The organism is Micromonospora sp. NPDC048835, assembly GCF_040649995.1.
GTDB lineage: Bacteria > Actinomycetota > Actinomycetes > Mycobacteriales > Micromonosporaceae > Micromonospora.
Genome location: NZ_JBEZGM010000018.1, coordinates 1 through 17,044, shown reverse-complemented (window position 1 = coordinate 17,044; position 17,044 = coordinate 1). Strand labels below are relative to the sequence as shown.

The following is a 17,044-nucleotide window of genomic DNA, read 5'->3' as shown; positions in this document are numbered from 1 at the left end:
GATGACCGAGCCAGCCGACCCGCCTTCTCTCGCTGACGGCGGGGAGACCAACTTCATGCACGCGTACGCGCACGAGCCCCGCATACGCCAATCCCGGCATCGCCACCACCCACGACGGCACGCGCTCTCGCCGCGGCACGACGTACACGGTCGCGCGGCGAGCCGCGATCCGACAATCCCCTATCCGTTGGCCGGCGCGCGGCTCCAGATGTCACTGCACTCGGCGCAGACGGCGTCAGGGATCCACCCGATCCGGATGAGCCCCGCGAAGATCGCGCAGCCCACGCAGAACCCGAACACCGATTCCAGTGTCGCCGCCACGACCACCGCGCCGAGGACGAGGTATGCCGCGAGGTGGTGCCCAAACCCGAGCGCCAGCACAGCGGCGGTCAGGGCCAGCCCCGCTCAGATCCAACACAAAGATCCACGCTTGATCGCGCTTACTGAAGCCTCTCGCCGAAGCAGCACAATGCCCGGTCAATATTTCTCCCGCCGAGCCGGAGGTCAAAGCGTTTCGATTTCCTTCCCCTTTGAGTCAATGATCGTGTGATCGCCAGGATATGGGACCCAAACCCCAACTCCATTGGGCCACGAGACAATCTCGAGCGACGCCACGTTCCCGATGGCCGTCCGGAGGGAAATCGACTCACCATCGCTCAAGGAAAAAGTAGTTCCTACTGGCTCGAAACACACTTCAATAGTTTCTCCTTGCGCAGCCCTAAACTTAAGGTCGATGACCTGCTCCTCTTTGCCCGATCGACTATCTCCAAGCATCAATGATCTCCTGAGTTAGCTCCACACGTGCCGGCGCAGTTTTTCCACCTTTTCCAGCAAGCTCTGCACTTCGATAGAAGTCCTGCAATTTTTCCGCATCACCTCTACTCGCTAGCCCTCGCAGATCAGCTTGCGAGCGCGTTCCTATGAGGTGAGAAGGATTACCGGAGCCCCAGATGCGCCCACCCACCTCTTGCAGAGTGCCGCCTTCAAGCTGCGGAACTCCGACCCTACCGCTGGGATTGGTGTAATCGGTTACGGTCCCCTTCGAGTTAACCTCGAAACGAGGACCGCACCTGTTGTGCACCAGAACCGGCGATGCTCCCGCCAATACATAGTACGTGTGGATGCCGTCAACCTCGAGGTTGTAGGCCAACGCCACCCGGCTCGTACTGATGCGGAGCCCGCCAACCGTGAGGGTGTCCCCTTCGGCTGTCAGGACCCGCTCACCAGCTGCGAGCTCGTCGGCCCGCTCAAACCTGTTGTCGGTGACAGACCAGAATGGGTGATCCTCAGTCGTACCCAAAACTGCGCCGTTGCCCAGCGCTAGGTCCGTGACGGTGTCTTGGTGCACGAAGACCTGCGTAACCTCGCGCGGCTCCTGCTCACCGGTCTCCGGATCCGATGCTATGACCTCGTCGCCAACTTCAACCTCGCTGATCGGTTTGCGGGATCCGTCGGCCATTAAAACGAGCGTGGCTCCTTCGAAGGAGCACAAGCGGGCGGCAGTTCGGGCGGCAACGGCTGTGACGAGGGCGCGGCCAGCCATCACCAAGAATTCGGAGATGATTAACTCGAGCGTAATCTCACCGGCGTGCATCATTGATTCGGCGCACTTCGCGACGCCGCAGTCCCACTCGTAGCCGTACTGGTTCAAACAGTTGGTGTAGTCCAAGCGCCCGCCGCCACACAGGATCTGAATCTCGGCCTTGATCGGGTCGAAGTGTTGCTCAACCACTGCCCAGCGGAGCGCGTCACAGTCGCTTTTATGAGCCTTGCAGTTGATGTTGGCGTCGGTGTAGGTCGCAAGGAAGACGCCCTTGGCTGCAAGGCGCGCCGCTTTTTCGTCGTTGCCGCCGCCAGGGGGTGACGGGTTTGCCGCCTCGCTCTCTTCTTTTTCCTTTCTTTCTTGGTCGATTCGCTGGCCGCCGCCGGGGTCGAGGCCGCTGGGGTCGGAGAGAGTGATGGGGCTGTTGTTGGCGTAGGAGTAGCCGTTCCAGTGCTGCGGGTCGGTGAGGTCCATGAGCGGATCGACTGAGATGAAGCGGCCCAGTGTTCGGTCGTACTTTCGGGCGCCGATGTTGATCAGGCCGGTGGGGTCGGTGTCGCCGTCGACGAAGCCCTTGTTGTTGGGCCAGGTGGGGTTCGTTCCGCGTGGGGTGCCGTAGGGGGTTTGCCGGCGGATGTCCACTGTTTGAGTGCCGGCGTTGATGGCGACTTGTTGGGTGCCTTGGTGGTCGCTGTAGAGCCAGGTCAGGTCGGTGACCGCTGAGCCTGCGGTGCGGCTGGCGATGGTCGTGCCGGCGAAGTCGTAGTAGCGGGTGCCGGTGGTGGCGCCGCCTTGGAAGCGGATTTCCTGGCCGGGGAGGTACAGGGTCGTTCCGGTGGTGTCTTTGCGGATGAGCCGAACGCCGTCGGTGTCGTAGATGTTGGTCTCGACGGGGTTCCCGGCGACGCTGACGGTGGCGAGCTTGCCTTCGGCGTCCCAGCCGAGGATGTGGTTGTTGGCGCTAGAAACGCAGTTGTTGCTGGCGCGGTTGAAGCTGGGCCGGCAGGTGGTGTTACCCGACTTGTCATATTCGTACTTGCTGCTGACGGTCGTCCGATCGGGGTTTACGGTCTTCACGTTGGTGACGGCGTGGGGTCGTACGACTCCCGGGCCGCCGTCGGGCACGGTGTAGCTGCGGGTGGTTTTCCCGCTGCTGTCATTGCTGGTTTCAGTGAGCCGGCTGCCCGTGTCGGTGAAGGTCCAGTCCTGCCAGTACGGTGCCGGCCCGCCGAGGTTGGCGACGACGGGGTCCGTGGCGCAGGAAACCCCGGCCTTCGGGGTCCAAGCGGTCGTCAGGCGCCCCAGTGCGTCGTCGCGGAAGCACTGAGCATCCGCATCACCGACCTGCGGGGTATCGGTGATCGACTTGAGGTTGCCGGCGTCCTGGTAGGAGTAGCGGCGGTCCGAGACCGTCCCGGCAAGCGTCGAGCGTTCGATGATGGTCCGGTCGACTCGGCGAGTTGCCCCATCGCGGTAGACGGTGTCCTGGGTGAAGTTGCCGCTGCCGGGGATCTTGTAGATCGAACCGCTACGTTCGCCGTACGCGGTGTAGCTGGCGGTCGCCAAGGTACCCACGAACCCCGTGAGGCTGGTGTCCAGGCGGACCGGCATGCCGGTCGTGGAGTCGTAGTCGGTGGTGAGTTCCTCGTTGACGAGGCCGCCACCGCCGGGGTAGGCGATCGTCGTGGGGGCGCCGGTGTACTGGGAGTAGCTGTAGCCGAAGCCGTAGGTGTCGCCGAGGTCGGAGTCCCACGGCATCACGTAGTCGACGCCGGTCGGTTGGTAGCGCTCGTTGAAGTTGCCGACGTGCCACTCGTACTTGCTGGCGGTGCCGGCGGAGTCGTAGTCGTAGCGGATCTTCTGGGTCAGCTGCCCTTTGAACCTGGGGTTCGGCTCGCCGTAGAGCGTGTCGTATTTCCACTCGGAGCGCAGCCGCCCGGTAGCGGAGTCGTCGCGCAGTTGGGTTTTGCGGCCGAGTTGGTCGTAGACGTACCAGAGGGTCTCGCCGCGGGCGTCGACGGTCTGCTTCAACGCGTTGTCGTCGTAGAAGGCGTTGGTCGTGGTGCCCTTGTCCGGGTCAGTGGTACGCCAGAGGCGGCCCTTGGCGTCGTACTCGTTGATCCACTCGTTCCCGGCGGAGTCAGCGTTCTTCGTCGCCTGGCCCTTGCGGTTGAACGCGTAGGTCGTTTCCAGATAGTCCCCGTCGACGCCGGAAGGCGTGGTGTGTTGCCGCAGTCCGACGGTCCGGCCCTCGACGTCGGTGACGGTGGTGGTGGGGGTGCCGCCCTTCGGCGGGGTGACCTTGGTCAGGTCACCCTCGTAGCTGGTGACCGTGCGCCACTTCTCGACCAGGTTCGTGACGTTGTCACCGGCCAGGAAGATGCTGTTCGTCGGTCGGGACGCCTGGTCGTAGACCGTCCGGGACACCGCGGGTACGGACCAGTCGGGTTCGGACCAGAAGACGCCTGACGGGGCGCCGGGCTCGGCGTGGGCGGGGTAGCTGGCCGTCTCGCGCCCGTACGCGTCGTAGAGGGTGTCGGTGACGACCCGGTCGCTGCCGCCGCCCAGCGACGGTGACTGGGTTTGCCGCAGACGTAGCAGCCCATCGACGATCTGGTACGAGGTCATGTAAGCGCCGTCGGCGTTCAGGGTCTTCGACGTGACGTAGGGGTAGCTGTCGCGTCCGTCAGCGAACGTGTAGGTGTACTGCGCCGATGGGGTGTTCGGGTTGGCGGCGCTCGTCCACCCCGGCGTCCACACCTTGGCCACACGTCCGAGGGCGTCGTACTGGACCGTCGAGGTGACCTTGTCGTTGGGGTCGGTGGTTTTTGTCGTCGAGCCCCAGTAGGGGTTCGTCTCCACCTTCGACGACCAGTTCAACTGGTTGGTGCTGGTCAGCAGGGTGATCGGCCCGCCGACCGCTGGGGTGTACGCGGTGGTGGTGACGTTGCCCTTGATGTCGGTCGAGGTCCGCTGCTTGCCGGCGATGTCGTAGGTGGCCTGGGAGGTCGTTTGCCAGACCGTCCCGGTGCCGGACGTCCAGTCCTTGAGCTGCTCGGTCCTGGTGCCGGAGCCGAACGTGGGGGCGGTGTCGACGCTTGTCGCACCGTCGTAGTAGACGCGGGCATCGGAGATGACGTCGTCGACGCTGGCGGGGTCCTTGCCGCACGGCAAGGCGGTGGTCGTGGTCCGCTTGACCAACTGTGTGAGGTTCTTGCCCAGATTCTGGTTGTAGGTGTACGTGGTGCACTTCTCGTCGCCGGTCTTCGGGTATTCGCCGTCGTCCTGGGACGACGTGACCCTGCCGTACGTGTGGTCGTAATCGCTCGTGCCGCGCGAGGTGCGCCACCCGCGGGAACCGTCGACGCCCAACGCGGTAGCTGCGTACGTCGTCTGGGTGTTGACGAACCGTGCTTCCACCAGGTCCCCGTTGATGGTGCGGCTCGCGGTGGGATCCGACCGCCACGGCACGTTCACCGTCATCGACACCGGCTTGGTCTCGACGCCGTTGTAGACGACCTGTTCCCGGATCTGTCCGGCGAACTGGTCCTCGTCGTAGACGGTCTCCGTGCCCACCGACGCCGGCACGGGCACGCTGCGGGTGCCGCCCGACGGGCTGAGCTTGTCGCCGTGCATACCGCGCAGGAACGTCGTCACGGTCAACGTCCGCGGGTTCCCACTGTCCCCGACCCGGGTCTTGACCTTGTCGTAGCCGCGCCACTGTCCCCACGTCTTGCGCTCCGGCCTGGTCAGGCCGTCATCGTCGTCGAAGTGCCACGCCGGGGAACCGGGATAGTCATACCAGGTGTGCGTGGTCGGCGACTTCCCCTTCGGCAGTTGCACGTCGTCCTGGGCCACGTGCTCGACGCGGTACTTGTGCCACCACTCCGTGACCAGCGTGTTGCCCGTCGGGTCCTGCGGGTCGGGCACCCTCACCGGATAGCAACGCCGGGTGTTGTTGTGTGGTGCCAGCGTGGCGACGATGGCGGCGGTGCACTCGGGCAACGAGTAGTCGACCTTGATGCGGGCACCGGTCTCCGTGACGATGCTCGACAGACGCAGCCAGTTGTCGGTGGGGCTGTGCTCGGTGTACACCCGGTTCGGTAGTGACTCCGCACCGAACGTCACCTTCGGCAGGTTGACGGTGGTGCCGACCAGGCCCGCGTGGTCGATGCGGTCCAGCCACAGGCCCTCGTGGGTGGAGTCACCCGTCGCCGAGAAGGTGTGCCCCAGCGTCCAGGACTCGACGTTCTGCCAATCCGGGGTCGACTTGGTGGTGTCCCACACCCGGGTGGTGACCGTCTTCAACCGCTTGGTGGTCCAGAACGTCGGCGTGTACTGCTGCGGGCACGACGTCGCCGATGCCTTGCACTCCTGGTCCCACGGGGTGTCTTTCCAACTCGCGGTCACCGGGGCGGCCTCGGTGCCACAGGTGGAGAAGCAGCGCATATCGGTGGTGAACAGGACCTGCGCGTACGGGGTGGTGCTGCGTTCGGTGACGCCGTGCGTCGCGGTCGTCCGGTCGTACGTGCCGTAGTCGATGCGGGTGAGGTATCCGGCCCGGTCGTAGGTGACGTCGTCGGAGTCGGTGACGTTGCGGGCGTACTTGTTGGTCTCCTTGCCGTACCAGAGCGACATGGTGTTGCCGCGCACGTCGACGACGTAGTCGAGGTTCCACCGCCACGCCTGCACACAGTCCGAACCGGCGAACGTGTCCTTCGCGCACGGCTCTTTAGCATGGTTGCCGAACACCGGCACGGTGAGGGTGGAGTTCGTTACGGACGTCTGACCGGGCAGGTTGTGCCGGCCGAAGAAGTACTGGGTGCCATCGGTGGTCGTCACCTTCCAGTACTCCCCCACGTCACCGTAGGCCGCATCGCCGGTGTCGCCGTTGGTCGCACCGGTCAGCTTCTCGATCTTCGACCCGTCCTCGGTACGGGAGTGCCAGCCCTTACCCGCCTGGTAGATGAGCTCGCCACCGCTGCCGTTGAGGCTCATCGTGGCGTTGTCCGAGCGCCAGCACTGGTCACCGGTCCGCGTACTGTTGGTCGCCCCGTTCTTCATGTCCTCGGCGCAGGGCACGTAGCGCCGCTCGATGAAGCCGGAGGAGTAGTCGAAGCCCTCGCCGATCCACGACGGCTGATTGTTCGTTACTGCCGACCGGCCATCGACTGTGGAGGACGAGTAGCTCAGGGCCACCGACGGCGCCGGGCCAGTCGCCGGCGGCATGCGCATCGGGTAGTTCCACGAGAAGTCACCAGCGCTACCGCCGCTGGACCAGGTGGACGAGGGGGCGAGGCTGGTCGCGCCGAAGTCACCGTCGGCCCCGGCCGACGCAGCGGCCAGCATGAGGAAGGAACCGGATGGCGCACTGGCGGACGCCACGCTCACGTCCGCGGTGGCGATTCCCGCGGTGGTGTCGTTCATGGTGTGCAGCGGCACCGACCGGCAGCTGGGGCTGGTGGGGTTGCTCATCGCGCATTGCGGAACCTGCCACAGACGCAGGCGCGACGCCCAGGACGCGCCGGTCGCGTACCGGAAGGAGTCGTAGTTGACCGATACCTTCGCTACGCCGGTCGGTGCGCCTTGCGGAGCGGTCACCTGCACCATCAGGCCGTCGCGCCAGGCCTGCGGGAGGGTCGCCCGATCCACGATCTTCACGTCGAGCTGAGTGAGCGGCTTACCGGCCTTACCGGCGACGCGGTCGACCCAGACCGGCAGCGAGCCGGCCCGCACGCCGCGGCTGGTGGTCGCGCGGGCTGAGGTCGCGGCGAGGTCGACTCGCGCGGCTGCGGGAGCGGGCCATTTCGGTGCCGGTGAGGGTGCGGAGGTCACCCTGTTCTGTTGCCAGGCTTTGCCGCCGGTTACCGGGCCGCCGTCGCGGTCGAGTTTCTCCGCGGGCGGCTTCGACGGCTGTCGCGGTGCGGCCGCCTGCGCCGGCACGTAGGGCACCAGGGACAGCACCAGAGACGCGATCACCGTCCCGACCAACGGCCAGAGCCGGCCGCTCGTACCGGGATGACTCCGACGGACCCGCCGTGGGCCGCGCACAGACCGTGCCGACATGAACTGTTCCTCTCCGACAACCACTACAAAGCTTGGGGGAATTCGACAGGCGCGATCGGCTGTTGCCAGACCGACGGACCTCGACCCTCTCCTGCCCGGCCGGGCCGGGGGCCGGGCCGAGCAGGAGATGGCTTACCGCCGGTTCACCGATGCCATATGACCGTTCCGCCAGGGTCGAGGAGCACCAAGTCCCCGTTATCTCGCAGCACGAGTTGGCTCGCGTTCGTACCTCGGGTGTTGGTGTGCCACACCGGCGTGCCATCCCGGCTGTAGACAACCAGATTGCCGTCGGACTGCAGGGTCAGGTGGGCCCCGGGGATGCCTCGGGTTTCGGTGTCCCAGAGAGGGAAGCCTGCCTGGGTGAGGACGAGGTTGCTGTCGTCCTGCATCCACAGCTGGTAATTGCCGGTATCGGAGCGCAGATACTGGCCTGCGGAGAGGCTCTCGCCCTTGGCGAGGGTGTTCGTGCCAGGTGAGACCGACATGTGGGCGTTGTACGCGTTGAGCACCGCAGTGTCGGTCATCGCGCCCTGGTATACCGCCACGTCGTCGATACCGCCGCTGAACTGGTCGGCGAACTGGTCATGCCACAGCGTGCGTCCCACCAGCAGCGGCCCCGACGATTTCATCGGCGCGAACGCCACCGCCTTGGTTGCCTGCAACTGCCCGTTGACGTAGAGGCGCAGCTCGCGGCGGCTGGCGTCGTAGACGCCCGTCAGGTGGGTCCAGACCCCGTCGGCCGCGGCGGACGTCGACGACACCCAGTCGGTTGTTGTGGTGGTGACATCCTCATCGCTCACCACGAAGGACCACTTGCCTTCGGTCTCGGTGTACTTGAGCCAGCCGGCGCTCTCGTGTGTGCCCCGTTGCGAGAGGATCGCTCTGCTTCCGGTCAGGCTGTCGATCATTGCCCAGGCGGACAGGGTGAAGGAGTCGTCGGTGCGCAGCACCGGGGTGTCCTGCCAGACGGTGAATTGGTTGCCGTCGCCGTTGGGTGGGGTTGATCCGGTCTTGACGGCGCTGCGGGCGTACTCCTCTGATGCGCTGGTGTAGCCCTCGTTGGGGAAGTATTCCGAGTCCAGCCACAGGCCGAAGCCGCCATTGCCGTGACCGGAGCCGTTCGTCGCGCCCCGGGTGAGGGCCAGCCACCGACCCCAGGATGACGGCGGATCAGGCGCCTGGCAGGTATCCCGCAAGTTGGTGAGGTAGCAGCGTCGCATGTCGTCGAAATCCCAGCTACCGGCGAGGATCGGCGTCAAGATTCCGGGCTCGTTGAACCCGCCGGACAGCGGATCGGTGGCCAACTGGCCGGTGAAGTCATGCGGCACCAGAACCCGGTCGAAGACCTGCACGTCGGCGAGGCTGCCCTGCCACCATGTTGACCCCGCTCTGCTCCTACCGATCCAGAGCGGTGCGATTGCGTCGTTGAATCCGACGACACCGGTGACCGTGGACTCCAACGACCCATTGACATACAGCTTGAGCGTGTTTTCCGTAGCGTCGTATGCGGAGGCCAGGTGGGTCCAGACGTTGGTTGGTGGTACCGAGGTGGACTTGGCGATCCACCACGTTGCCGTGCCGGAGGTCGCGGACGGCATTTGCGCCACCCACCGGTCAGTGCTCTTGTGGTACTGGAAGTACAGCGACGCCCACCCGGAGGCGTCTTTACTCACCAACGTCCGGTCGGCTGACTTGTCGGTCAGCCGCACCCAGGCGGCCACGCTGTACGACTTCGACGTGTCGACAACCTGCCCGGCGGCTTGGCCGTACGACGACGTTCCGTTGAACGTCGCTGTCTGCCCTCCCACCAGCCGGACGTCGTTGGCCCACGTCACGTTCGACGCCGTGACCGGCGAGTTGAGCGGAGCGGGCTCGCCGTCGGCCAGCGCCGCAGCCTGGTTGATCCCCGGGTAGGTCTCCAAGCCCCATCTGGCCGTCGGGCCGGATGAGCGGGAGACCATGAACTCGACCGATCCGGAGCCCTCGTTCATCGTGGCATCTACCGCTTTGACGAGCAGAACATTGCGGCCGAAGCTCTGCGCCGTCATGTCCACCTCGGCGAACCGGGGGTTCGTGCCCTGCGCGGTGATCACCCGGGTGGCGTCGTCCCAGCCGTAGAGGAACTTGACGACATCCGTGGAGGTGGACTCGAACCTGACCCTGCCCCTCGTACCCGGCCCCGAAGGCAGCGCCACCACCCGCGCCGTCACTGTCGGCTTGGTCGTGTCGGCCCTGAATTGGCACCACTTCGACCAGGGGCTCGTCGCGTAATAAGGGGCCTTATCGGTGACCTTGGTACGAAACGCATACGTCACGCCGGTCGTGATGGTCACCGGGTTGCTGTCCGCGCGGGTGCCCGGGGTGACGGCGGCCTTGGTCGGCGGCGGGGCCTTGCGGGCCGGGGACGTGTCCGTCACCGTGCCCATACCGCCGGCAGGAACCTGGATCCACTCGAAGGCCGCCGTCAACGAGTCATTGTTATCGGCGTCCGGGAACACCGCGTAAAACTCCGGCGTCAGCGTGCCGACCGTCAGGACCCCGGAAGCAGGACAGGCCACCTCGGCGACCTGCAAGCCGTTCGGCGTACCCGGCGTGGAGTCGTAGTCCGCGTACAGCTTGGCGTCGTTCGGCTTGAACTTCTTCCACCGCTTCTGCGTCGACTCGCCGGTCCCATCGGACGAGCGCGCGGTGAACCCGACGGTGATGGTGTTCCACCAGTCCGTCGCCGCGGTCTGCACCTGACGGGTCACCGTCGCCCCGTCGAACTTCATGATCATGTCCGGTTGCGGCGGGTCGCACCCGCCCGCCTCGTTCGCGTGACCCGAGGCGCTATCCAGGAACGTCGGCATCTTCATCTTCGACCAGCTGGACTTCATCGTCGCGTCGATCGCCGAGGAGAGATACATCGACGCGACCGTGTCCTCACACGAGAAGGAGTGCCCCAGGTTCATCTGGACATACGCCGACTCGATGTGCTTGCCCTTGAGCGACACCCCGTTCGCGGTTGTCTTGAACTCGAAGAACGACCGGTACAGGGCACCGGTCTCCGGATTCAAACCCACCCGGGCGGACGTGTGGTCACTGTTCGAGGAGCCATTGTTAGTGGCGTAGGCCGACCGTGACTTGTAGACCGACCAAAGCGGGTCGATGAAGAGCGGGAACACCGTGTCAGGTGCCTGCAGCAGCTCCGCGTCCGGGCGCAGCACGAGATCAGCACCCACCACGTCCACTGCGACAGGCGCCACCTGGGCGGAGTCGCCGGCGATCGCCGACGTCGACATCGACTCCATCGGTGACACGCCGCCGCGGGCAGAGACTCCCGCCGCCTCACCTGTCCGGGAGTCCCACATGATGGCAGGTTCCGCTGAGGCGATGACGGAGCTGCCAGCCGTCGCGCGCAATCCACCGTCCGGATCGGCGCTCACCTGCACATCCCCGCTCAACCCGAACCGGATCTGGCGCACTGCCGGACTCGCCGCGGCCGCCGCTGACTTGACGACCAGCGCGTGAGCGAACCCCGTCCGGGTCGCCCGCACCACCAGGTCCACCTCACTCAACACGTTGCGGTAGGTGACGGCGTCACCCGAAACCTCCGGCGCTGGCAGAGGACCTCCAGGCCACGACATCATCATCGTCTTGCCGCCGCGCTTGAGGGTCACCAGCGGGCCGCTGCCACCAGCGGAGAACGAGACGTCGGCGACCGATGCCGCTGGCCGCCACCCACCATCGGCTCCCGGAGCGAGATCGAGGTCAACGTCGGCCCACCTGCCGTCCTTGCGGGTGCGCTGGGGCTCTACTGCCGCTTCGAACCGCATCCGCCCGTCTGGCTGCGCCACCACCTGGGCAAATTCCGTGCGGGAACCGTCAACGGACACCGGCTCGGCACACGCCACAGCCAACGCCGATGCCGCCGCCTCCGACGGCGCGACACCCGTACACGCCGGAGCCGCCCCAGCAGCGGGCACGGGCGCAGGAACGACGAGCAAACTGCCGGTGACAGCAGCGGCTACCCACGCTGCAAGCCCACGACGGCACCGACGTCCCATGCCACACGTCCAATCGATCAAGGAGCAGTGGCAGAGACGATAGGGCTAGTGATCTCTTTGCTTGGTCCCGTTGAGTCGCGCACAGGCTGACCTGATCCACATCGGACCTCGCTGGCATCGCACGTTATCTATGACAGCACCTCTCTGATCTTGATTCACTACGCTACGTAACCGTCGCCAGCTAAACGTGGCGATGGCGTGATGTACGTCATAGCGGGATCGGCGAGATTGTGCGGTCTGCTGCTCAGCTGACCTCCGGCGTCCCTGGAGGAATGGGTTAAGACCGCCTGGCAACGGCTACACGAGGTCCCGTTCAGCCAACAACGGGGTAGCAGGACGGGTCCGGGTCGCTGACGATGGCCTCCCAAAATCGGTGTTCGCAGATGCGGCCCAAATCGGTGCGAGTTCGGTCGTCTGCCGCGCACCAAGCTCCAAACACCACTTAATGACTGACGTCAGCGCTCCCCTCGCCGAGACTTTGGCCCGTCGATCGACCGCGCCCTTCAGCCAAGCAGCGCCCGCGGTCGAGGACGACCTGGCGACGCCGCACGACACAGCGACGGCAGGGCGATTTGTATCGCTTCCTATCGAACCAGCTCCGACGACGAACGCCGCACTGAGCATCGAGGTTCCAGACCACTGCACGGCCCACGCCCCACCACGGCAGCAGCGGAAGGCTCTTGGTGGGTTGGCGGTAAGCCGTTGCGAACACAGCACAGAAGCTCCGGCCGACGCGCTCGTTGTCACACCGACGATGCTCTTGGCAGTCACGTTTCACGTCGGGCAGGCCCTGCGGCTTGAACCGCCCAGCCCTGCGAGGTGTTCATCGAGGACCAACCTCCTTCAAGATCACGATTGGGTGTCGGGTCTGACCGGGCCGTTGACCCTCCGGTACAACTCCCGTGAGCTGTGCGGCGGGCAGAAGCCCGGATCGGGGGAACAACAATGGAAACCACGGCACCGGGACCTGCACCCGTCACGCCGCCGCGACCGCGCCGACGTCGGGCGTGGCTCGCGTTCGCGCTGGCCGGAGTGCTGGCCAGCGGGGCTGCCGGAGTGACAGTCTGGCGGACAACCGCCACCCCGTCACCGGCGTCCGCCGAATTCACTACCCCCGGTAAAGCCCTGGAGCTCTTCGCCGGGCTACCCGACCGGCTGCTGCCACCGACCAACCCGACCGCCCTACCCAGCGACCGGGCCGTCGGGCGGGCAACCCTGCTCTACCAGATCAATGACCCCAAAAGCTTCACCGCCACAAGCGGCGGCTTGCCTCGACTGCCGATCTACCTGGTGACCGCAACCGGCGACCAATTCACCGTCGGGCTGGTCACCATCAGCGAGTTCAGTCACGCGCTCTCCCCCGACGGACGGTGGTTCGCCCACCGCCGAGACCGACAGTGGTGGATCCGCGACCTCACCGGGACCACCGACCGGGCCGTCCCGCCCGGCTACGAGCTGCGGCAATGGTCCACCGACGGACAGTCGCTGCTGCTCGGGCTGACCACCGGCACCAGCGAGACGTACACGGCATTCACCCTGCCCAACGGAGAACTGCGCCCGCTGGGGTTACCCGCGATGCCGGCCCGTCGAATGCTGGCATTCCTCGACGGGCGCGAACTGGCCACCGCAGAGTTCAACCTCGGCGCGAACCTCCGGCCGCGCCGATACATCACCATCGCCATTCAAGACGCCGACGGCCGCAGCGCCCGCTCGGTGTCGATCCCCACCACCCTGCAGGTAAGCCCCGGCGACTTCCGCAACGCGCTCGCCCCAGTCCTGCGCGGCGGAGGCAATCCGCCGAGCGTATGGGCTGTGGTCACCCGGCAGAAGCAGGCCCCGACCGGCCAGCCGGAACAGCCGCAGTCAGAGCCCCCCTGGACGATGGTCGGGGTAGACCTACGGTCCGGCCAACCAGCCGGCCGGATAGACCTCGTGACACCCAACAACGACCAGGGTGAGGAATTCCTCGGTCTCGCCGGCACCGAAATCCTTCTGCAACGCTGGACTACCCAGGGCGCCGAACTGGTCGCCGCCAATCCCGCCAACGGCCAGCGCCGAGTACTCACCTCACTACCCGACTACGCACGGCTGACCCTCCCCGGCAACTAGCAGTGTCCAAGCCAGCGCCAACACGGCGGACGCTCGTGAGCAGAGAGGGATTCAAACCCACGACAGCCCAATGTCGAGCCTCGTTCAAGGCTTGTCGCTGCTTGTCAAAACCCCTTGTTGCCATCCGCAACCGAACCACGCATGTCATTGCTTGCCTAAAGTGGTGGCTGAGCTGCAGAGACACCGCCAGGCGTTCATCGCTCCTTGTCACCCGGCTACGGACAGGCCGCGACCAACTCGTCAGCCTGCAACCAGCGGATCCAGACCGACGGGCCGTTCATCGAGCATGCCCGGCGGATTCCGGTCGACGCCCACCGGCCCGAGTGACGATCTGCTGGGCACACTCCGTGCCGCATTCCCCCCGGCTGCCCGGAACTGGCCACCCTGCCCGCAACGGACGGCGACGTCATCGGGACGGGCCCGAGAGATAGACGCCGAGACCAGCCAGCAACAGGCTGATCAGGCTGGCGCCGGCGCGTACCGAGTTCCACCACGTCCAGGCGGACGAGTAGGAAGCCCACACCCGGACCGCCTCCGCAGGATCGGTCGGCACGCCTGCGGCGTCGAGCGTCTCGTTCATCGGCACGTTGACGACCACCGTCGGGATGAACGCGGCTACCAGGTACACCCCTGCGGCCACCAGGAACAGCACACCCGACCGTTTCCCGATGATCAACAGGAATACACCGGTCACCGTGGCGGCGACGAGCGGGCCGAAGAACGTGACGAAGAACAGCGGATTCTGGATCCTCTGGTTGATGCTCGTCATGGCCCGGATCGCGGTGCCAGCGTCGGCGGCGTTCAGACCGGGCATCACTGCCACCGAAAAGGCGTAGTAGACACCGGTGATCGCACCCGTCACCACCAGGGTCACCGCCGCCGACCAGGCAGCCAGGGTGGCGTTCATGCCCAGTCTCCACCGGGTGACATGTCCCATGCACCAGCGGCGGCGGCGTCCTGGGCATAGTCGGTGAAGTCGCGCGGCCTGCGGCCCAGCGCCCGTTGCACACCATCGGCGAGCTGTGCATTGCGGCCGTCCAACACCTTGCCGAACAGCTCGGTCAGCACCGCCGTGAGTTCCGCCGGCACGTCGTACCCGGCCATCACGGCGGCGTACTCCTCGGGCGATACCGATCGGTAGCCGATCTCCCGCCCGAGCGCGTTGCCGATCTCCGAGGTCGCCTCGGCGAAGGTGAGAAGTCGCGGGCCGGTCACCTCATAGAGCTGCCCTGCGTGCCTGTCGTCGGTCAGCGCAGCGACCACGATGTCGGCGATGTCGAGGGCGTCGACGAACGGCTCCGGCACGTTCCCGGCCGGGAGGGCGACCTCGCCGCCGCGTATCGGGTCGGTCAGGAAGTCCTCGCTGAAGTTCTGGCTGAACCAGCTCGCCCGCACGATCGTCCAGGCCACCCCGGAGTCCTGGACCACCCGCTCGCTGAGTTTGGCCTCCTCCTCGCCCCGGCCGGAAAGCAGAACCAACCGTTCGATCCCGCCGGACACCGCCTGTTCGGTGAACGAGCGGATCGTCGCGAGGGCGTCCGGCGCGACCAGGTCCGGGTAGTACACCAGGTAGACCGACGAAGCCCCGTCCAGTACGGGTGCCCAGGTGCGCTCGTCGGTCCAGTCGAACGGCGGCTCGCCGGAGCGGGAGCCGACCCGTACCGGCCGGTCGAGTTTGGCGAGCCGGTCCACCACCCGGCGGCCGGTCTTGCCGGTGCCGCCCAGTACGAGGATTGGCTGCTCATCAACGGTCTTCGTCATGGCAACCAGTCAAGTCGAGGGCGAGCGCACCGGGAATGGGCGAGACTCTCGATCGCATGTCCCGACGTCTCGACCGCCCACCTCACAGGGCTAACCTGAGCGCATGGATGCGCTCGCGGGGCTGCTGGACGGGCCGAGGGCGCGCGGTGCGTTCCTGATGCGGTCGGTGTTCGACCCGCCCTGGTCGGTACGGATCCAGGATCGTGCGCCCCTCACCCTGGTCACCATGCTGCGCGGCACGGCGTGGGTGGTGCCGGATCAGGGTGCTGCGGTGCCGCTACGCCCGGGCGATGTCGCGATCATCCGTGGCCCGGAGCCGTACACGATCGCCGACGACCCGGCCACGCCGCCGCAGGCAGTGATCCATCCCGGTGAGCACAGCACCACGCCCAGCGGGGACGAGTTGTGCGAAGTGATGGACCTGGGTATCCGGACCTGGGGCGAACGCGCTGACGGGATGGCGGTGCTGCTCAGTGGTACGTACCAGTTGCAGGGCGAGGTCAGCCAACGGCTGCTGAGGGTCTTGCCTCATCTCCTGGTGCTGCCGGCCGGAGCACTGGACAGCCCGCTCATCCCCTTACTCGGCGACGAGATGACCAAGGACGAGCCGGGGCAGGATGTCGTCCTGGACCGACTGCTCGACCTACTGCTCATCGCCGTACTTCGGGCCTGGTTCTCCCGGCCCGAGGCGGCGGCGCCCGCCTGGTACCGAGCGCACGGCGATCCGGTGGTCGGCAGGGCGTTGCGACTACTGCATGACCACCCGGCAAAGCCTTGGACGGTGGCCACCCTCGCGGCCGGCACCGGTATCTCGCGGGCGGTGCTGGCCCGCCGGTTCACCGAACTGGTCGGCGAGCCTCCGATGGCGTACCTCACCAACTGGCGGCTCGCGCTGGCCGCCGACCTGTTGCGCGAACCGGACGCCACCGTCGGCGCGGTGGCCCGCCAGGTCGGCTACGGCAGTTCATTCGCACTCAGCGCGGCCTTCAAACGGGTACGCGGTCTCAGCCCGGCCGAACACCGGCAGGCCATCGGGTCGCCTGACGTCGCTTCACTGGGATGAACGTGCCGAGGCCGGACACGGGGTTTTTGGGGGGTAGACAGGGGATCCGCTCTGTTGCATCGGGCGTAAGCATGATCGGTTCCAGCTTGCCCAGTGTGGTCTGCTTGGCCGGTGAGGTCGCTGTCTCGTGTGCGGTCTTGGTCCCCGCCGCCGTCGGCATTCGCCGGGTTCCGGTTTCGCTACGAAGCCGCCCGCCGCCAAGACAACGACGGATTGCCGACATGCAACCCGTCGTTGTCCGGCTCGGGTAAGCCATCGTGAATCGGTCGTTACGTCGGAACGACCGTCAGACGACGGTGCGGGACCACTGCTGGTTGGCCCCGGTGTTGCACGTGTACTGCTTGAGGACCACCCCGTCCGTGGTCGACAGGGCCGGTACGTCCACGCACTTGTTGCTGTGTCGTGCCCGGAGCTGGAAGTAGCTGCCGTTGGTGACCAGTTGGAACTGCTGGTTGG

General features: G+C 66.1%; 8 protein-coding genes. 2 read left to right on the top strand and 6 right to left on the bottom strand.

Annotated features, from left to right (window positions below; translation table 11 throughout):
- Positions 1 to 180: 180 nt before the first annotated feature.
- The 3 genes from AB0C15_RS21485 to AB0C15_RS21475 all read right to left on the bottom strand — a co-directional run bounded on the left by AB0C15_RS21485 (position 181) and on the right by AB0C15_RS21475 (position 11,484).
- Positions 181 to 393, bottom strand: coding sequence for a DUF4395 family protein (locus AB0C15_RS21485; protein ID WP_357354730.1), 213 nt, complete (start codon positions 391 to 393; stop codon positions 181 to 183).
- Between the two features lie 367 nt (positions 394 to 760).
- Positions 761 to 7,522 (bottom strand): polymorphic toxin-type HINT domain-containing protein, encoded by a 6,762-nt coding sequence (locus AB0C15_RS21480; RefSeq protein ID WP_357354514.1) that lies wholly within the window; start codon positions 7,520 to 7,522, stop codon positions 761 to 763.
- Between the two features lie 230 nt (positions 7,523 to 7,752).
- Positions 7,753 to 11,484 carry a LamG-like jellyroll fold domain-containing protein gene (locus AB0C15_RS21475; protein ID WP_357354512.1) on the bottom strand — a complete coding sequence of 1,244 codons (3,732 nt, stop codon included), beginning with the start codon at positions 11,482 to 11,484 and terminating at the stop codon, positions 7,753 to 7,755.
- 1,116 nt (positions 11,485 to 12,600) lie between these two features.
- Here AB0C15_RS21475 and AB0C15_RS21470 point away from each other — a divergent pair.
- A complete protein-coding gene (locus tag AB0C15_RS21470; RefSeq protein WP_357354510.1) occupies positions 12,601 to 13,764 on the top strand; it encodes a hypothetical protein in 1,164 nt (387 codons plus the stop codon).
- Positions 13,765 to 14,170: 406 nt separating this feature from the next.
- On the opposite strand, the gene AB0C15_RS21465 is transcribed toward AB0C15_RS21470, so the two are convergent.
- Positions 14,171 to 14,671: an anthrone oxygenase family protein gene (locus tag AB0C15_RS21465; protein WP_357354508.1), complete on the bottom strand. Its 501-nt coding sequence runs from the start codon at positions 14,669 to 14,671 to the stop codon at positions 14,171 to 14,173.
- Complete coding sequence (locus AB0C15_RS21460; protein WP_357354506.1) at positions 14,668 to 15,525, bottom strand: NmrA family transcriptional regulator; 858 nt, start codon at positions 15,523 to 15,525, stop codon at positions 14,668 to 14,670. The genes AB0C15_RS21465 and AB0C15_RS21460 overlap by 4 nt, the downstream gene beginning before the upstream one ends.
- Before the next feature lie 103 nt (positions 15,526 to 15,628).
- On the opposite strand from AB0C15_RS21460, the gene AB0C15_RS21455 reads away from it, so the two are divergent.
- Complete coding sequence (locus AB0C15_RS21455) at positions 15,629 to 16,588, top strand: AraC family transcriptional regulator (RefSeq protein WP_357354504.1); 960 nt, start codon at positions 15,629 to 15,631, stop codon at positions 16,586 to 16,588.
- Between the two features lie 286 nt (positions 16,589 to 16,874).
- Here AB0C15_RS21455 and AB0C15_RS21450 read toward each other — a convergent pair.
- Positions 16,875 to 17,044: RICIN domain-containing protein (locus tag AB0C15_RS21450; protein ID WP_357354728.1), on the bottom strand; the 170-nt coding region annotated here is incomplete at its 5' end.